At 58.0% G+C, this 16,773-nt stretch carries 11 protein-coding genes; 7 read left to right on the top strand and 4 right to left on the bottom strand.

The window, feature by feature from the left end; all coding sequences use genetic code 11:
* Window positions 1–44 precede the first annotated feature (44 nt).
* The 7 genes from cmoM (at window position 45) to AC6BYQ_RS04265 (ending at window position 10,773) form a co-directional block, all read left to right on the top strand.
* Entirely contained in the window at window positions 45–830 is a 786-nt protein-coding gene (gene cmoM / locus AC6BYQ_RS04295) for a tRNA uridine 5-oxyacetic acid(34) methyltransferase CmoM (protein WP_019454532.1), read from the top strand.
* Complete coding sequence (gene mukF, locus AC6BYQ_RS04290; RefSeq protein WP_004928228.1) at window positions 827–2,149, top strand: chromosome partition protein MukF; 1,323 nt, start codon at window positions 827–829, stop codon at window positions 2,147–2,149. The genes cmoM and mukF overlap by 4 nt, the downstream gene beginning before the upstream one ends.
* Window positions 2,130–2,858 (top strand): chromosome partition protein MukE, encoded by a 729-nt coding sequence (gene mukE / locus AC6BYQ_RS04285; RefSeq protein ID WP_025159676.1) that lies wholly within the window; start codon window positions 2,130–2,132, stop codon window positions 2,856–2,858. Before mukF ends, mukE begins: the two co-directional genes overlap by 20 nt.
* Window positions 2,855–7,303, top strand: a complete 4,449-nt coding sequence (gene mukB / locus AC6BYQ_RS04280) for a chromosome partition protein MukB (RefSeq protein ID WP_019454530.1) — start codon at window positions 2,855–2,857, stop codon at window positions 7,301–7,303. Before mukE ends, mukB begins: the two co-directional genes overlap by 4 nt.
* A gap of 220 nt (window positions 7,304–7,523) precedes the next feature.
* Window positions 7,524–9,332, top strand: coding sequence for a L,D-transpeptidase (gene ldtD, locus AC6BYQ_RS04275; RefSeq protein WP_498056355.1), 1,809 nt, complete (start codon window positions 7,524–7,526; stop codon window positions 9,330–9,332).
* Window positions 9,333–9,512: 180 nt separating this feature from the next.
* On the top strand, window positions 9,513–10,061 hold the full coding sequence (gene mepK, locus AC6BYQ_RS04270; protein WP_025159674.1) for a peptidoglycan L,D-endopeptidase MepK: 549 nt from the start codon (window positions 9,513–9,515) through the stop codon (window positions 10,059–10,061).
* A 64-nt stretch (window positions 10,062–10,125) separates the two neighbouring features.
* A complete protein-coding gene (locus AC6BYQ_RS04265; protein WP_019454527.1) occupies window positions 10,126–10,773 on the top strand; it encodes an MBL fold metallo-hydrolase in 648 nt (215 codons plus the stop codon).
* Between the two features lie 79 nt (window positions 10,774–10,852).
* Here AC6BYQ_RS04265 and AC6BYQ_RS04260 read toward each other — a convergent pair whose 3' ends face one another.
* From AC6BYQ_RS04260 to pncB, 4 genes are all read right to left on the bottom strand, one after another.
* Window positions 10,853–12,043, bottom strand: a complete 1,191-nt coding sequence (locus tag AC6BYQ_RS04260) for an amino acid aminotransferase (RefSeq protein ID WP_154746875.1) — start codon at window positions 12,041–12,043, stop codon at window positions 10,853–10,855.
* Window positions 12,044–12,287: 244 nt separating this feature from the next.
* Window positions 12,288–13,412, bottom strand: coding sequence for a porin OmpC (ompC, locus tag AC6BYQ_RS04255; protein WP_060421783.1), 1,125 nt, complete (start codon window positions 13,410–13,412; stop codon window positions 12,288–12,290).
* Between the two features lie 301 nt (window positions 13,413–13,713).
* A complete protein-coding gene (gene asnS, locus AC6BYQ_RS04250) occupies window positions 13,714–15,114 on the bottom strand; it encodes an asparagine--tRNA ligase (protein ID WP_033642576.1) in 1,401 nt (466 codons plus the stop codon).
* A gap of 212 nt (window positions 15,115–15,326) precedes the next feature.
* Window positions 15,327–16,532 carry a nicotinate phosphoribosyltransferase gene (gene pncB / locus AC6BYQ_RS04245; RefSeq protein ID WP_025159673.1) on the bottom strand — a complete coding sequence of 402 codons (1,206 nt, stop codon included), beginning with the start codon at window positions 16,530–16,532 and terminating at the stop codon, window positions 15,327–15,329.
* Between the last annotated feature and the right edge of the window lie 241 nt (window positions 16,533–16,773).

Raw genomic sequence — 16,773 nt, 5'->3', positions numbered from 1 at the left:
GCGCTTTGCCGCCGACAAGAATGAGATCAGCGGAGCCGTTGTCCATGCAGGATCGCAATTTTGACGATATTGCTGAAAAATTTGCGCGTAATATTTACGGCACCACCAAAGGAAAAATCCGCCAGGCGGTGGTTTGGCAGGATCTGACCGGGTTGCTGGCGCAGTTGCCGCAGCGGCCGCTGCGTATCCTCGACGCCGGGGGCGGTGAAGGCCATATGGCCTGCCAACTGGCAGAATTAGGACATCAGGTGTTGTTGTGCGATCTTTCTGGTGAGATGATCCAGCGCGCTGCGCAGCTGGCGGAGCAGAAAGGTGTGAGCCAGAACATGCAATTCGTACAAAGTTCTGCGCAGGATATTGCTCAACATTTGGAACAGCCGGTTGATCTGATATTGTTTCATGCAGTGCTTGAATGGATCGCCGAACCCGAAGCGGCGCTGGAGGCGTTGTATGACTGCCTGACGCCGGGGGGCGCGCTGTCGCTGATGTTCTTCAACGCCAACGGCCTCTTGATGCGCAACGTGGTGTTGGGTAACTTTCAACTGGTGGATCCCGAGGTCAGGCGGCGCCGCAAGCGTTCGCTGTCGCCGCAATATCCGCACGATCCGCTATTGGTCTACGGCTGGCTGGAACAGCTGGGCATGCGCATCAGCGGCAAAACCGGCGTGCGGGTGTTCCACGACTATCTGCAGAGCAGACAGCTGCAAACACAAAAATTTGAAGAGTTACTGGCGCTTGAACAGCACTATTGCCGGCAGGAGCCGTACGTGAGTTTGGGGCGCTATATTCACGTCATGGCGCATAAACCAAACCTGAAGGACGAACTATGAGTGAATTTTCCCAGACAGTACCCGAACTGGTCGCCTGGGCACGGAAAAATGATTTCTCTATTTCGCTCCCTACGGAGCGTCTCGCATTTCTGCTCGCCATCGCTACCCTGAATGGCGAACGGCTGGACGGCGAGATGAGCGAAGGTGAGCTGGTTGATGCATTTCGCCATGTCAGCAAAGGTTTTGAACAGACGCATGAAACGGTGGCGATGCGCGCCAACAATGCGATCAACGACATGGTGCGCCAGCGCCTGTTGAACCGCTTTACCAGCGAACTGGCAGACGGTAATGCGATTTACCGCCTGACGCCGTTGGGTATCGGCATTACCGATTACTATATTCGCCAACGCGAATTCTCCACGCTGCGCCTGTCGATGCAGCTGTCGATCGTGGCGCAGGAACTGAAGCGCGCCGCCGACGCCGCCGACGAAGGCGGCGACGATTTCCATTGGCACCGCAACGTGTTCGCGCCGTTGAAATATTCGGTGGCGGAAATCTTCGACAGCATCGACATGACGCAACGCGTGATGGATGAACAGCAGCAGAGTGTGAAAAACGACATCGCGGCGCTGCTGAGCAAAGACTGGCGGGCGGCGATCTCCAGCTGTGAAATGCTGTTGTCGGAAACCTCAGGCACCCTGCGCGAGCTGCAGGATACGCTGGATGCGGCGGGCGATAAGCTGCAGGCCAACCTGCTGCGCATCCAGGACGCAACCCTCGGCAACGTGGAGCTGGGCTTCGTCGACAAGCTGGTGTTCGATCTGCAGAGCAAGCTGGATCGCATCATCAGCTGGGGCCAGCAGGCGATCGACCTGTGGATCGGCTACGATCGTCACGTGCACAAATTTATCCGTACCGCTATCGATATGGATAAAAACCGAGTGTTCGCCCAACGCCTGCGCCAGTCGGTGCAAACCTATTTCGACCACCCGTGGGCGCTGACCCATGCCAATGCCGATCGTCTGCTGGACATGCGCGACGAAGAACTGGCGCTGCGCAGCGAGGAAGTGACCGGGGAACTGCCGCCGGATCTGGAGTTCGAAGAGTTCAGCGAAATTCGCGAACAGCTGGCGGCGATGATCGAAGAAGCGCTGAAGGTGTACCAGGAACAGCAGATGCCGCTCAACCTTGCAGCGGTGATGCGCGATTATCTGGCGCAATATCCGCGTGCGCGTCATTTCGACGTGGCACGTTTAGTGGTCGACCAGGCAGTGCGCCTCGGTGTGGCTGAAGCAGATTTCTCAGGGTTGCCGGCGGAATGGCAGGCAATCAATGATTACGGAGCCAAGGTCCAGGCCCATGTCATCGACAAATATTGAACAAGTAATGCCAGTCAAACTGGCCAAGGCGCTGTCCAACTCGCTGTTCCCGGCGCTGGACAGCCAACTGCGCGCGGGTCGTCACATCGGTATCGATGAGCTGGACAACCACGCCTTTTTAATGGATTTCCAGGATGAGCTGGAAGAGTTTTACAACCGTTACAGCGTCGAGCTGATTCGGGCGCCGGAAGGCTTCTTCTATTTGCGCCCGCGCTCCACCACGCTGATCCCGCGTTCGGTGCTGTCCGAGCTGGATATGATGGTCGGCAAGATCTTGTGCTACCTGTATCTCAGCCCCGAGCGCCTGGCGCATGAAGGTATCTTCAGCCATCAGGAGCTGTACGACGAGCTGCTGAGCCTGGCCGATGAGAACAAACTGTTGAAGTTCGTCAACCAGCGTTCCACCGGTTCGGATCTCGATCGGCAGAAGCTGCACGAAAAGGTGCGCACCTCGCTGAACCGCCTGCGCCGTCTCGGCATGGTCTATTTCATGGGCAATGACAGCAGCAAGTTCCGCATTACCGAGGCGGTGTTCCGCTTTGGCGCCGACGTGCGCAGCGGCGACGATCCACGTGAAGCGCAGCTGCGCATGATTCGCGACGGCGAGGCGATGCCGGTTGAAACCAGCCTGTTGCTGAACGATGAGAATGACGCTGAGGATCAGCAGGTTGATAACGCTCCTGACGGTGCAGAGGATGAACAGGAATGATTGAACGCGGTAAATTTCGCTCGCTGACGCTGGTTAACTGGAACGGCTTCTTCGCCCGCACCTTTGATCTCGATGAGTTGGTGACCACGCTGTCCGGCGGTAACGGGGCGGGGAAATCCACCACCATGGCGGCTTTCGTCACCGCATTGATTCCCGATCTGACGTTGCTGCACTTCCGTAACACCACCGAAGCGGGCGCCACCAGCGGTTCGCGTGACAAAGGCCTGCACGGCAAGCTGCGCGCCGGCGTGTGTTACTCCACCCTCGATGTCGTCAACTCGCGCCACCAGCGCGTGGTGGTTGGCGTGCGTCTGCAGCAGGTGGCGGGGCGCGATCGCAAGGTCGATATCAAGCCTTTCACCATCCAGGGCCTGCCGACTGCAGTACAGCCGACCGAGCTGCTGACCCAGACGGTGGGTGAACGCCAGGCGCGCGTGCTGTCGCTGCAAGAATTGAAAGAGCGCGTGGAAGAGATGGAGGGCGTGCAGTTCAAGCAGTTCAACTCCATCACCGATTACCACTCGCTGATGTTCGATCTGGGCGTGATCCCGAAACGCCTGCGTTCGTCCGCCGATCGCAGCAAGTTCTACCGACTGATCGAAGCGTCGCTGTATGGCGGTATCTCCAGCGCCATCACCCGCTCGCTGCGCGATTACCTGCTGCCGGAAAACAGCGGCGTGCGCAAGGCGTTCCAGGACATGGAAGCGGCGTTGCGTGAGAACCGCATGACGCTGGAGGCGATCCGCGTCACCCAGTCGGATCGCGACCTGTTCAAACATTTGATCTCCGAGGCCACCTCTTATGTGGCGGCGGACTATATGCGCCACGCCAACGAACGCCGCATCCATCTGGACGGCGCACTGGCGCTGCGCAGCGATCTGTTGGGCAGCCGCAAGCAGCTGGCCGCCGAACAGTATCGCCATGTGGAAATGGCGCGCGAGCTGAGCGAGCAGAGCGGTGCCGAATCCGATTTGGAAACCGATTACCAGGCCGCCAGCGACCACCTGAATCTGGTGCAGACGGCGATGCGTCAGCAGGAGAAGATCGAACGCTATGAAGCCGATCTGGAAGAGCTGACCTACCGTCTGGAAGAGCAGAACGAAGTGGTGGCCGAGGCGAGCGAACAGCAGGCCGAAAACGAAGCGCGTGCCGAAGCGGCCGAGCTGGAAGTGGATGAGCTGAAGAGCCAGCTGGCCGACTACCAGCAGGCGCTCGACGTGCAGCAGACCCGCGCCATTCAGTATCAGCAGGCGCTGCAGGCGTTGGAGCGCGCGCGCGCGCTGTGCCAACTGCCGGATCTGACCGCCGACAACGCCGAGCAGTGGCTGGATACCTTCCAGGCCCGCGAGCAGGAAGCGACCGAAGCGCTGCTGATGCTGGAACAGAAGTTGAGCGTGGCCGACGCCGCGCACGGTCAGTTCGAACAGGCCTATCAGCTGGTGGGTAAAATCGCCGGCCAGGTCAGCCGCAGTGAAGCCTGGCAGTGCGCGCGCGAATTGCTGCGCGACTGGCCTTCGCAGCAACACCTCGCCGAGCGCGTTCAGCCGCTGCGTCTGCGCCTGAGCGAACTGGAACAGCGCCTGCGCTCGCAGCAGGACGCCGAGCGCCTGCTGCAAGAGTTTTGCAAGCGCCATGGCCAAGAATACCAGCCTGACGATCTCGACATGCTGCAGCAGGAGCTGGAAGAGCGCCTGGAAGCGCTGTCGCAGAACGTCAGCGAAGCCGGCGAACGCCGCATGGAGATGCGCCAGGAGCTGGAGCAGATCCAGCAGCGCATCCGTGAGCTGACGGCGCGCGCCCCGGTATGGCTGGCGGCGCAGGACGCCCTGGGCCAGCTCAGCGATCAGAGCGGAGAGCCGCTGGAAAACAGCCAGCAGGTGACCGAATACATGCAGCAGCTGCTGGAGCGCGAGCGCGAAACCACCGTCGAGCGCGACGAAGTGGCGGCCCGCAAGCGTGAAGTGGAAGCGCAGATCGAACGTCTCAGCCAGCCGGGCGGCGCGGAAGATCAGCGCCTGGTCACGTTGGCCGAGCGTTTCGGCGGCGTGCTGCTGTCGGAAATTTACGATGACGTTACCATCGACGACGCGCCTTACTTCTCGGCGCTGTACGGCCCTTCGCGCCACGCCATCGTGGTGCCGGATCTGTCGTTGGTGCGCGAGATGCTGGAAGGGCTGGAAGATTGCCCGGAAGATCTCTACCTGATCGAAGGGGATCCGCAGTCGTTCGATGACAGCGTGTTCGCCGTCGAAGAGCAGGACAAAGCGGTGGTGGTGAAAATCGCCGATCGCCAGTGGCGTTATTCCCGCTATCCGGAAGTGCCGCTGTTCGGCCGTGCGGCGCGCGAAAACCGCCTGGAAGTGCTGCATGCCGAGCGTGAAACGCTGGCGGAACGCTACGCCACGCTGTCGTTCGACGTGCAGAAAACCCAGCGTTCGCACCAGGCTTTCAGCCGCTTTATCGGTACCCATCTGGCGGTGGCGTTCGACGCCGACCCGGAAGCGGAGATCCGCGGCCTGAACGGCCGTCGCGGTGAGATCGAGCGCGCGCTGAACAACCACGAAGCGCAGAACCAGCAGCAGCGTCAGCAGTACGATCAGGCCAAAGAGGGCATTTCCGCGCTCAACCGCCTGATGCCGCTGGTATCGTTGCTGAACGACGAAACGCTGCAGGACCGCGTCGACGAAATCCGCGAAGAGCTGGAAGAAGCACAGGACGCCGCGCGTCATATTCAACAGCATGGCGTATCGCTGACCAAGCTGGAGCCGCTGCTGTCGGTGCTGCAAAGCGATCCGCAGCAGCATGAACAGCTGCAACAGGACTACGCGCAGGCGCAAAGCGTGCAGCGTCAGGCTAAACAGCAGGCGTTCGCGTTGACTGAAGTGGTGCAGCGTCGTGCGCACTTCAGCTATACCGACTCCGCCGGTATGCAGAATGCCAACAACGATCTCAACGACAAGCTGCGTCAGCGTCTGGAGCAGGCGGAAGCCGAACGCGCCCGCGCCCGCGAGCAGCTGCGTCAGTATCAAACCCAGTTCACTCAGTACAGCCAGGTGCTGGCCTCGCTGAAAAGCTCGTACGAAGCCAAGCGCGACATGCTGAAAGAGCTGAGCCAGGAACTGGTGGACATCGGCGTGCAGGCCGACGCCAACGCCGAAGCGCGCGCGCGCCAGCGTCGCGACGAACTGCATGCGGCGCTGAGCAACAACCGCGCTCGTCGCAATCAGCTGGAGAAACAGCTAACCTTCTGCGAAGCCGAAATGGATGGCCTGCAGAAGAAACTGCGCAAGCTGGAACGAGACTATCATCAGCTGCGCGAGCAGGTGGTGACCGCCAAGGCGGGCTGGTGCGCGGTGATGCGCCTGGTGAAAGACAACGGCGTGGAGCGCCGCCTGCATCGCCGCGAGTTGGCGTATATGGATGGCGACGAACTGCGTTCGATGTCGGATAAGGCGCTCGGTGCGCTGCGTCTGGCGGTAGCGGACAACGAACACCTGCGCGACGTGCTGCGCCTGTCGGAAGATCCGAAGCGGCCGGAGCGTAAAATTCAGTTCTATATTGCGGTCTACCAGCACCTGCGCGAGCGTATCCGTCAGGATATCATCCGTACCGACGATCCGGTCGAGGCCATCGAGCAGATGGAGATCGAGCTGGGCCGTCTGACCGAAGAGCTGACCGCGCGCGAGCAGAAGCTGGCGATCAGTTCGAAAAGCGTGGCCAACATCATCCGCAAAACCATTCAGCGCGAACAGAACCGCATTCGCATGCTGAACCAGGGGCTGCAGGCCGTTGCCTTCGGCCAGGTGAAGAGCGTGCGCCTGAACGTCAACGTGCGAGAAGCACACGCCACCCTGTTGGACGTGCTCTCCGAACAGCAGGAACAGCATCAGGATCTGTTCAACAGCAACCGCCTGACCTTCTCCGAAGCGTTGGCCAAGCTGTACCAGCGCCTGAATCCGCAGATCGACATGGGGCAGCGCACGCCGCAGACCATCGGCGAGGAGTTGCTCGATTACCGCAACTACCTGGAGATGGAGGTGGAGGTATATCGCGGTTCCGACGGCTGGCTGCGTGCGGAAAGTGGCGCGCTGTCTACCGGTGAAGCTATCGGTACCGGGATGTCAATCCTGGTGATGGTGGTGCAGAGCTGGGAAGAAGAATCCCGTCGTCTGCGCGGTAAAGACATCTCGCCGTGCCGCCTGCTGTTCCTCGATGAAGCGGCGCGTCTGGATGCCAAATCGATCGCCACGCTGTTCGAACTGTGCGACCGTCTGGAGATGCAGCTTATCATCGCGGCGCCGGAAAACATCAGTCCGGAGAAGGGCACCACCTATAAACTGGTGCGTAAGGTGTTCCAGAACCACGAGCATGTACACGTGGTGGGGCTGCGCGGTTTCGCCAGCGAGCCGCCGGCGTTGGGCACTGCGCCGGTCGAAACGCCGTAACGCAAAAAAACGCCCTAAAAATCTGAAAATAGCCGCCGCAGGGTGGCTATTTTTTTGTGCGCGTGGATGATAGTCCTGCTTTTTTATCCGTTGAAAAGCGGTTAGTTTAATCACATAAACAGTTATTCGACGCCCGCAGGGCGAAACGGCCTTTCTGTTTGTATACTGAAACTATATGCAGTTTTTGACGTTTTTTTTGTGAGCATACAGGGGGCAAGGGATGGTGCTTAAAAAGGGAAACTCTCTACGACGTTTGGCGCTGAGTGGCGCTATCGCCTGTAGTCTTGTGTCGTCGTTTTCCGCATCGGCCACCGTGACGGCGTTACCGGTGGCATCAGCAGGCATGTCCGTTGCGCAGAGCCGTTCTGAACTGTTGGCCGCGCTGCCGCGCGGCATGGAACTGCATTACCTTTCCACGCTGGCACCGCTGTATGCGGCGAATCATATGCAGCCGATGTGGCAGGATCGCGAGGCCGTTCAGCAGTTTCAACAGCAACTGGCAGAGCTGGCGATGTCCGGCGTGCAGCCGCAGTTCACCCAATGGGTGAAAATGTTGACCAATCCGGCGCTCAATGACGTAGGCCGCGATGTGGTGCTGTCCGATGCGATGCTGGGCTACCTGCAGTTCGTGTCCGCTATCGGCGCCAACGGCAACAACTGGCTGTACAGCAATATTCCCTACAAGCTTGGTTTGCCGCCTAATGCGGTGATCAACCAATGGCAGCTGGCGGTGCGCCAGGCGCGCACCCTGAGCTACGTGAACTCGCTCGCGCCACAGCATCCGCAATACGCCAAAATGCATCAGGCGCTGCGCGACATGCTGGCGGATAATCGCCCCTGGCCGCAGGTGGGCAACGGCCCGAGCCTGCGCCCTGGGCAAATGAGCAATGATATTCCGGCGCTGCGGGAAATCCTGACCCGCACCGGCATGCTGGCCGCCTCGGCGCCTGAAGCGGAGCCGGAGCCGGCGGTGGTTTCGGCGAAGAGCAATGAGCCGGACGACGGCGGGCTGACGGTAGACGAAGAAAAAAGCCGCGTGACGGTCAGCCCATCGGCGGCGCCGGTGACGGAACTGACGGCGGAACAGACACCGCCGCAGGTCGGCAGCGTGGTGAGCGACAACCTCTACACCAACGAGCTGGTGGAGGGCGTCAAGCGCTTCCAAAAATGGCAGGGGCTGACGGCGGACGGCGTGATTGGCGTGCGCACCCGCGAGTGGCTCAACGTGTCGCCAAAGACTCGCGCCGCGCTGCTGGCGCTGAATATCCAGCGCCTGCGAATTTTACCGGGGCATGTCAGCACCGGCATTATGGTGAATATTCCCAACTATTCGCTGACCTACTACCAGAACGGCAACGAGGTGCTCTCTTCCCGCGTTATCGTCGGGCGCCCAAGCCGCAAGACGCCGCTGATGAGCAGCGCCTTGAACAACGTGGTGGTCAACCCGCCGTGGAACGTGCCGACCACTCTGGTGCGCGAGGATATTGTGCCGAAGGCGATGCGCGACGGTAATTATTTCCAGAAACACGGCTATACCGTGCTGTCGGGCTGGAGCAACGACGCGGAAGTGATCAATCCGGCGATGATCGACTGGAGCATGGTCTCTGCACGCAATTTCCCCTATCGCGTGCGCCAGGCACCGGGCGCCACCAACTCACTGGGGCGCTTCAAGTTCAACATGCCGAGTTCAGACGCTATCTACCTGCACGATACCCCGAACCACAGCCTGTTCCAGAAAGACATTCGCGCGCTCAGCTCCGGCTGCGTGCGGGTGAACAAAGCGTCCGATTTGGCGAATATGCTGCTGCAGGATGCCGGCTGGAACAACAGCCGCGTTTCTTCCACGCTGAAAGAGGGGAATACCACTTATGTGAATATTCGCCAGCGTATTCCCGTAAAACTGTATTATCTGACCGCCTGGGTTTCGGATGACGGCCAACCGCAATTCCGCACAGATATTTACAATTATGATAATACGGTGCGATCGGGCGCACAAATTTTGGCTCAGGCCAAAAAATTAATGCAGTAAATGCAGTAATTATAAATAAATAACGGTCAGAATGTTTGGCTATACCGCAGGCCCCCACAGGCGGGGGCCTGTAAACCTAGGCGTATCGCGGGTTGACTCAGCATACGCAGGCGGTTATGGTTCGGACAGTGCGCTGCTTTGTGCATTTATTTTGACATTCTTGCCGGGTTTAACAGAGTCATGGACAAAATTGATCATCACCGCCGTAAATGGCTGGCGCTAGGTGGCGCTGCTATGGGCATAGCGCTGCTCCCAGGGCAGGCGTTTGCCAGTCTTTCCACCGCTCGACCGCGTATTTTAGTGCTGAATAACCTGAATACCGGTGAATCTATTAAAGCCGAGTTCTTTGACGGCAAAGGTTACAATAAAGAAGAGTTGGTTCGGCTAAATCATCTGTTCCGCGATTATCGCGCCAACAAGGTCAAATCGATCGATCCCAGCTTGTTTGATCACCTCTACCGCCTGCAGGGGCTGCTGGGTACCAGCAAGCCGGTGCAGCTGATCTCCGGTTACCGTTCCGTAGATACCAACAATGAACTGCGCGCACACAGCCGCGGCGTGGCCAAGCACAGCTACCACACCAAGGGCCAAGCGATGGATTTCCATATCGAAGGTATCCAATTGAGTAATATCCGTAAAGCGGCGTTAAAAATGCGCGCCGGTGGTGTAGGATATTACCCACGTAGCAACTTCGTGCACATCGATACCGGCCCGGTTCGGAACTGGTAACCGCTGTGCCCTCAGTGAATAACGCCGCTCCTTGCGGAGGCGGCGTTATTGTCGTTGGAGCCTTATGAAATACCATCTTATTCCCGTTACCGCCTTCAGCCAGAACTGCAGTCTGATCTGGTGTGAAAACACGCAACAGGCGGCGTTGGTCGATCCCGGCGGCGAAGCGGAAAAAATTAAAGCGGAAGTGGCGCAGCAGGGCGTGACAATTACGCAGATTTTGTTGACGCACGGCCATTTGGATCACGTCGGCGCGGCGGCGGAGCTGGCGGATCATTATCAGGTGCCGATTTACGGCCCGGATAAAGAGGACGCTTTTTGGCTGGACGGTTTGCCGGCGCAGAGCCGGATGTTCGGGCTGGAAGAGTGTGCGCCGCTGACGCCGACTCGCTGGCTGTCGGAAGGCGATGAGATGCGGGTGGGCGAGATGACGCTCAAGGTGCTGCATTGCCCAGGGCATACGCCGGGCCACATCGTCTTTATTAATGAACAGGCGCGTTTGGCGCTGGTGGGGGACGTGCTGTTTAACGGCGGCGTGGGGCGCAGCGACTTCCCGCGCGGTGACCATCAGGCGCTGATCGCCTCTATTCGCACCAAGCTGCTGCCGCTGGGTGACGACATGCGCTTTATTCCCGGCCACGGCCCGATGTCGACCTTCGGCCACGAACGCCAGACCAACCCGTTCCTGCGTGAAGAGCCGGCGGTGTGGTAACGATTATTTTCCGGCAGAAATAATCAAGGGGCGCTTAGAGCGCCCCTTTTTTATGTCCTGATGGCCTGCGCCGACGCGCTTAGAGCACGGCGACGATGGCTTCGCACAGCGGCGCCATGTTGTCCGGCGTCATGCCGGCAACGTTAACCCGGCCCGAGTTCACGGCGTAGACGCCAAACTCTTCGCGCAGACGCAGCACCTGTTCTTTGGTCAGGCCGCTGAACGAGAACATGCCGTTCTGCTGGATGATGAAGCTGAAGTCCTGCTGTGCGCCTTTCTCCTGCAGAGTGTTCACGAACAGCTGACGCATGCGGTGAATGCGCTGACGCATATCGGTCAGCTCCTGCTCCCACATCGCACGCAGCGCGTCATTGCCCAGAATGGTGGCGACAACGGCCGCGCCGTGTGACGGCGGGTTGGAGTAGTTGGCGCGGATAGCCGCTTTCACCTGGCTAAAGGCGCGATCGGCGGTCTCGGCATCGGCAGCAACAATGGTGCAAGCGCCGACGCGCTCATTGTACAGACCGAAGTTTTTCGAGTAGGAGCTGGCGACGATCAACTCTTTATGTTTGGCGGCGAAAATACGCAGACCTTGCGCGTCTTCTTCCAGCCCGTTGGCGAAGCCCTGATAAGCGAAGTCGAACAGCGGCAGCCAGCCGTTGACGACGGAAAGCTCAGCCAACTGAGCCCACTGCTCCGCCGTCGGATCGATACCGGTCGGGTTATGGCAGCAGCCGTGGAACAGCACCACATCACCGGCCTGCGCCTGTTTCAGGCTGTTCAGCAGGCCGTCAAAGTCCAGCGCGTGGTTGGCGGCGTCGTAATAGGCGTATTCCAGCACTTCCAGGCCCACGGCGCTAAAGACGTTTTTGTGGTTCGGCCAGCTTGGGTTGCTGATCCAGATGCGTTTGGCGCTGGTCTGGTTAGCGATAAAGTCTGCCGCCACGCGCAGGCCGCCGGTGCCGCCTGGCGTCTGTGCGGTGCGCGCGCGACGATCGGCGACGATCGGGCTCTCTTTACCGAACAGCAGCTCTTGCGTGCAGCTGGCGAACGCCGGGATGCCCTCAATGCCGAGATAGTTTTTAGTGGTCTCATTTTCCAGCAGATACTGTTCAGCTTTTTTTACGCTGGTCAGCACCGGGGTTTTACCGGTTTCGTCTTTATAAACGCCAATCCCTAAATTGATTTTATTCGGGCGGGCGTCGGCGCGGAAAATGTCGGTCAGGCCCAGGATCGGGTCGGCGGGTGCGGCGGTGATTTTTTCAAACATGTCAGGTGCTTCCAAATCTCGGAGTTAAGCAGACAGAAGCATCAGGGTAACGCCAGTTACCGGCTTTGCCAACCGTTTGCGACAAAAACACCGCGATCTTGCGAAGGGGGAGTATTAGGCAGAAAAAATGATGGGGAAGGAGAAATTGGCAGGATAAAAAGTTACCGGCTGACACAAACAAAAACAGGGCCGAAGCCCTGTTTTTTAGCTTAGCTGACGGTAAACCGCCGTTAAGCGAGACAACTTAGAACTGGTACACCAGACCAACAGCTACGATATCGTCAGTAGCGGTGCCGGTTGCTTTGGTGAACGCGTTGTCATCCAGCAGGTTGATTTTGTAATCAACGTAGGTGGACATGTTTTTGTTGAAGTAGTAAGTGGTACCAACAGAAACATATTTAACCAGATCCTGGTCAGAACCTGCGCCTGGGACGTTCAGGTTTTTACCTTTAGACTGCAGGTAAGACACTTCTGGACGCAGACCGAAGTCGAACTGGTACTGAGCAGTCACTTCGAAGTTCTGAGTTTTGCTGGCGAAACCGCCGCATTTTTCAGAAGCAGCACAGGTGTTAGTGAAGTCACCGCCGCCGAATGGAGTCATGTTACGAGTTTCTGCGTACATGGCCGCCAGGTAAACGTTGTTGGCGTCGTATTTCGCGCCCACGGTCCATGCGTCAGCCTTGTCGCCACGCTCGTTGGAACGCAGTTTCTGATCGTCGGTACGGTTGGAAGAAGCGTATGCAGCGCCGAAGCTTACGCCTTCGCCGATGTCATAAGTAGAGGAGATACCCCAGCCGTCGCCGTTCTGTTTCTTAACGTCACGACCGTCGTTCTGGTTCTTGCCCTGGTATTGCAGAGCGAAGTTCAGACCGTCAACCAGACCGAAGAAGTTGTTGTTACGATAGGTCGCAACGCCGTTGGTACGGCCGGTCATGAAGTTGTCGGTGTAGGTGTAGGTATCGCCACCGAACTCTGGCAGCATATCGGTCCAGCCTTCCACGTCGTACAGTACGCCGTAGTTACGGCCGTAGTCGAAGGAGCCGTAGTCAGCGAATTTCAGACCGGCGAAGCCCAGACGGGTTTTGGTGCCTTCGGTGCCCTGAGACTCGGAGTGGTTGGACTGAACGTTGTATTCCCACTGGCCGTAACCGGTCAGTTGGTCAGTAATTTGGGTTTCACCTTTGAAGCCAAAACGAACATAGGTCTGATCGCCGTCATTACCTTTGTCTTTGGAGAAGTAGTGCAGACCGTCAACTTTGCCGTACAGATCCAGCTTGTTGCCGTCTTTGTTGTAGATTTCAGCTGCGTTTGCTGCACCAGCAGCCAACAGAGCCGGGATAACCACTGCAAGAATGTTGCGCTTCATCATTATTACCCTCATTGGTGTTATTCGGACACCTTTGCCACTGCCGCCAATAATTCTTTGGGAACTATTGTTGATAGATTGGTGTCGTCCTGTGTCTGAACGCAGTGTTCCATTCACAGGCGGGTTAATCTAGGACGAAAATGATACCAATGTCCCAATCAGGTTGCAAAAAGAAAGTATGTGTAACTAAATGTAATTTTTAGGGAACTTTGTGACGTGCGTCAATATTAAAAAATGCGAAAGGCCAGCGATGCTGGCCTTTGTTTTGTAACGAAATCGTTTAAAAAACGTTTGATCGTATAAATTAGAAGCTTGCGTTACGTGGTGTGCGTGGGAATGGGATCACATCGCGCACGTTTTGCACGCCGGTGACATAGGCGATTAAACGTTCAAAGCCCAGGCCGAAACCAGAGTGCGGCACGGTGCCGTAGCGGCGCAGATCGCGGTACCACCAGTAGTCTTCTTTATTCAGACCCATCTCTTCCAGACGCTGATCGAGCACGTCGAGGCGTTCTTCACGCTGCGAGCCACCGATGATTTCACCGATGCCCGGTGCCAACACGTCCATGGCCGCGACGGTTTTGCCGTCTTCGTTCATACGCATATAGAAGGCTTTGATGTCTTTCGGGTAGTTTTTCACCACCACCGGCGCCTGGAAGTGTTTCTCTGCCAGGTAACGCTCATGTTCGGAAGAGAGATCGATGCCCCAGGAAACCGGGTTTTCGAAGGTTTGGCCCGAGGCCAGCAGGATTTCGATGGCGTCGGTGTAGTCCACTTGGGCGAAATCGGAAGAAACGAAGCGCTCCAGACGGGCGATAGCGTCTTTATCTACGCGCTCGGCGAAGAATTTCAGGTCATCGGCGCGCTCATCCAGCACCGCCTGGAACACATACTTCAGCATGCTTTCGGCCAGGCCGGCAACGTCGTCCAGCGTAGCGAAGGCCACTTCCGGCTCGATCATCCAGAATTCCGCCAGGTGACGGCTGGTGTTGGAGTTTTCAGCGCGGAAGGTTGGGCCGAAGGTGTAAACCTTGGACAGCGCGCAGGCGTAGGTTTCGCCGTTCAGCTGGCCGGAAACGGTGAGGAAGGCTTCCTTACCGAAGAAGTCTTCGCTGAAGTCGACGGTGCCCTTGTCGGTGCGCGGCAGGTTTTCCAGATCCAGCGTGGATACGCGGAACATCTCGCCGGCGCCTTCGGTGTCGGAGGCGGTGATCAGCGGGGTGGACACCCAGAAATAGCCATTTTCATGGAAGAAGCGGTGGATCGCCTGCGCCAGGGTATGACGCACGCGCGCCACGGCGCCGATCAGGTTGGTGCGCGGGCGCAGGTGGGCCACTTCGCGCAGGTATTCAATGCTGTGACGTTTGGCCGCCATCGGGTAGGTGTCCGGATCGTCGACCCAGCCGACCACTTTGATCGCGGTGGCTTGCAGTTCGAAGCTCTGGCCTTCGCCCGGTGAGGCGACAACCTTGCCGGTGACTTCAACCGAACAACCGGTCGTCAGATGCAGCACTTCATCCTGATAATTCGGCAGAGAATTATTAACGACGGCCTGTAACGGATCAAAGCAGGAACCGTCATAGACGGCCAGGAAGGAGATACCAGCTTTTGAATCTCTCCGGGTACGTACCCAGCCGCGTACGGTGACTTCACTGTCAACCGCAGCACGACCTTGCAGTACGTCGACTACAGGCACTACGCTCATAGATTTCTCTCTTTAATAATTTGGTTTAGAAATAGCTTACAACCCAAGAATATGGGGGTAATGGCTATGTTACTTGCCGCGGTGCAGAGCACAAGCAGAAATCATCGGATTGGCGCAACATTTATCGCGGCTGGCTGAAAAGAGGGCGTTCGGAAATAAAAACAAAAAAGCCGGCGCGGAAACCGGGCCGGCTTTCTTTATATAAAGAAGGATCAGCTGGCCTTCTTCACCAGCGGCAGATCGAAGGCTTTGCGCAGGGCTCTGACGAACGCCTGATCCTGGCAGATGGTCTTGCCGGGGCTGTCGGAGAGCTTAGCCACCGGCTTGCCTTTGCACTCGACCAGTTTGATCACGATATTCAACGGCTTGACGCCCGGAATATCGCAGGTCAGGCGCGTGCCGATACCGAAGCCGAGATTGATGCGTTGATAGAAGTGGCGATAGAGCGCCAGCGCTTTTTCCAGATCCAGGTTGTCCGAGAACACCAGCGTTTTGCTCATCGGATCGATGCCCAGCTTCTGGTAGTGGGCAATGGCTTTTTCACCCCACTCGACGGGATCGCCCGAATCGTGGCGCAGCCCCTGATAACGCTCGGCGAACTGCGGGCCGAAGTCGCGCAGGAAGGCGTCCATGGTGATGCAGTCGGTGAGCGCGATGCCCAGCTGGTCCGGGTATTCATCCAACCAGGCTTGCAATGCGGCGCGCTGGCTGTTGGCCAGTACCGGGCTTATCTGCTGATGTGCCTGGAACCACTCGTGCGCCTGGGTACCGACCGGCGCCAGACCGAGTTGGTGCGCCAAATCGTAATTGCTGGTGCCCGACAGATAGGGGAACTCGGCCTGCAAGGTGCTGACGATGGCCTGCTGCACGCCCTGAGAGAAACGGCGACGGGTGCCGAAGTCCATCAGCTTGAAACGCGAGAGATCCAGGTCGCCCGCCAGCGTTTTGAACTGCGCCAGTTTGGTTTGCAGGTGCGCCACCGCCTGTTCCGGCGTCGCCAGCGGAGAGCGCCGACGGTGCACCACTTCGCTGATCACCGCCAGCAGCGGCACTTCCCACATGATCACTTCGCGCCATGGCCCGGCGATGCGGATTTGCAGCCTGCCGTCGCGGTTGTCGATAGACACCTGCTGCGGATCATAGCGGAAGGTGCGCAGCCAGTTCAGGTAATCCTGGCGGAAAAAGGGCAGGCCCGAGAGGTAAGCGAATTCGGCATCGGTCAGCGCCAACTGACTCATCAGCGCCACCTGCGCGCGGATCTCGTCGGCATATTCGCCCAGCAGTTCGTCGCCGCGGCAGCGGAATTCCGCCGCCACGCTGATCGCGGGATAGCGATGGAACACTGCTTGCTGCATATGAAGCTTGTAAGCATCGGTATCAAGCAGTGATGTCAAAATCGGGGAAGCGTATTGAGTCATAGCGCGTTACAGCATCCTCGTCAGGCGCGTGTCCAAATCCGGATAATCATAAAAGTGGGGGTGGAGTATACCCGGATTATCCTGTTATTGAAGCTGCATCACACCATAAATCACCAAAGCGGGTCGAGGATTAAACGTGCCTTTATGGCGGCCTGGCGGCGGCGGGGCGACAAAAAAGTCAGATATGCCTGTAAGGTGAATGACTTAGCCTAATTAGTCATAAAAATTATAATGTTAATTA

Source organism: Serratia sp. LTN-2 (genome assembly GCF_059740205.1).
Note: the sequence above shows the minus strand (reverse complement) of the source record. Positions and strands in the feature narration are given on the sequence as shown.

Excerpts from the sequence above, each read along its gene's own strand:
- mukB (WP_019454530.1), top strand. The coding sequence starts at position 2,855 with ATGATTGAACGCGGTAAATTTCGCTCGCTGACGCTGGTTAACTGGAAC.
- AC6BYQ_RS04260 (WP_154746875.1), bottom strand. The coding sequence starts at position 12,043 with ATGTTTGAAAAAATCACCGCCGCACCCGCCGACCCGATCCTGGGCCTG.
- mukE (WP_025159676.1), top strand. The coding sequence starts at position 2,130 with ATGTCATCGACAAATATTGAACAAGTAATGCCAGTCAAACTGGCCAAG.
- mukF (WP_004928228.1), top strand. The coding sequence starts at position 827 with ATGAGTGAATTTTCCCAGACAGTACCCGAACTGGTCGCCTGGGCACGG.
- cmoM (WP_019454532.1), top strand. The coding sequence starts at position 45 with ATGCAGGATCGCAATTTTGACGATATTGCTGAAAAATTTGCGCGTAAT.
- mepK (WP_025159674.1), top strand. The coding sequence starts at position 9,513 with ATGGACAAAATTGATCATCACCGCCGTAAATGGCTGGCGCTAGGTGGC.
- ompC (WP_060421783.1), bottom strand. The coding sequence starts at position 13,412 with ATGATGAAGCGCAACATTCTTGCAGTGGTTATCCCGGCTCTGTTGGCT.
- asnS (WP_033642576.1), bottom strand. The coding sequence starts at position 15,114 with ATGAGCGTAGTGCCTGTAGTCGACGTACTGCAAGGTCGTGCTGCGGTT.
- pncB (WP_025159673.1), bottom strand. The coding sequence starts at position 16,532 with ATGACTCAATACGCTTCCCCGATTTTGACATCACTGCTTGATACCGAT.
- ldtD (WP_498056355.1), top strand. The coding sequence starts at position 7,524 with ATGGTGCTTAAAAAGGGAAACTCTCTACGACGTTTGGCGCTGAGTGGC.
- AC6BYQ_RS04265 (WP_019454527.1), top strand. The coding sequence starts at position 10,126 with ATGAAATACCATCTTATTCCCGTTACCGCCTTCAGCCAGAACTGCAGT.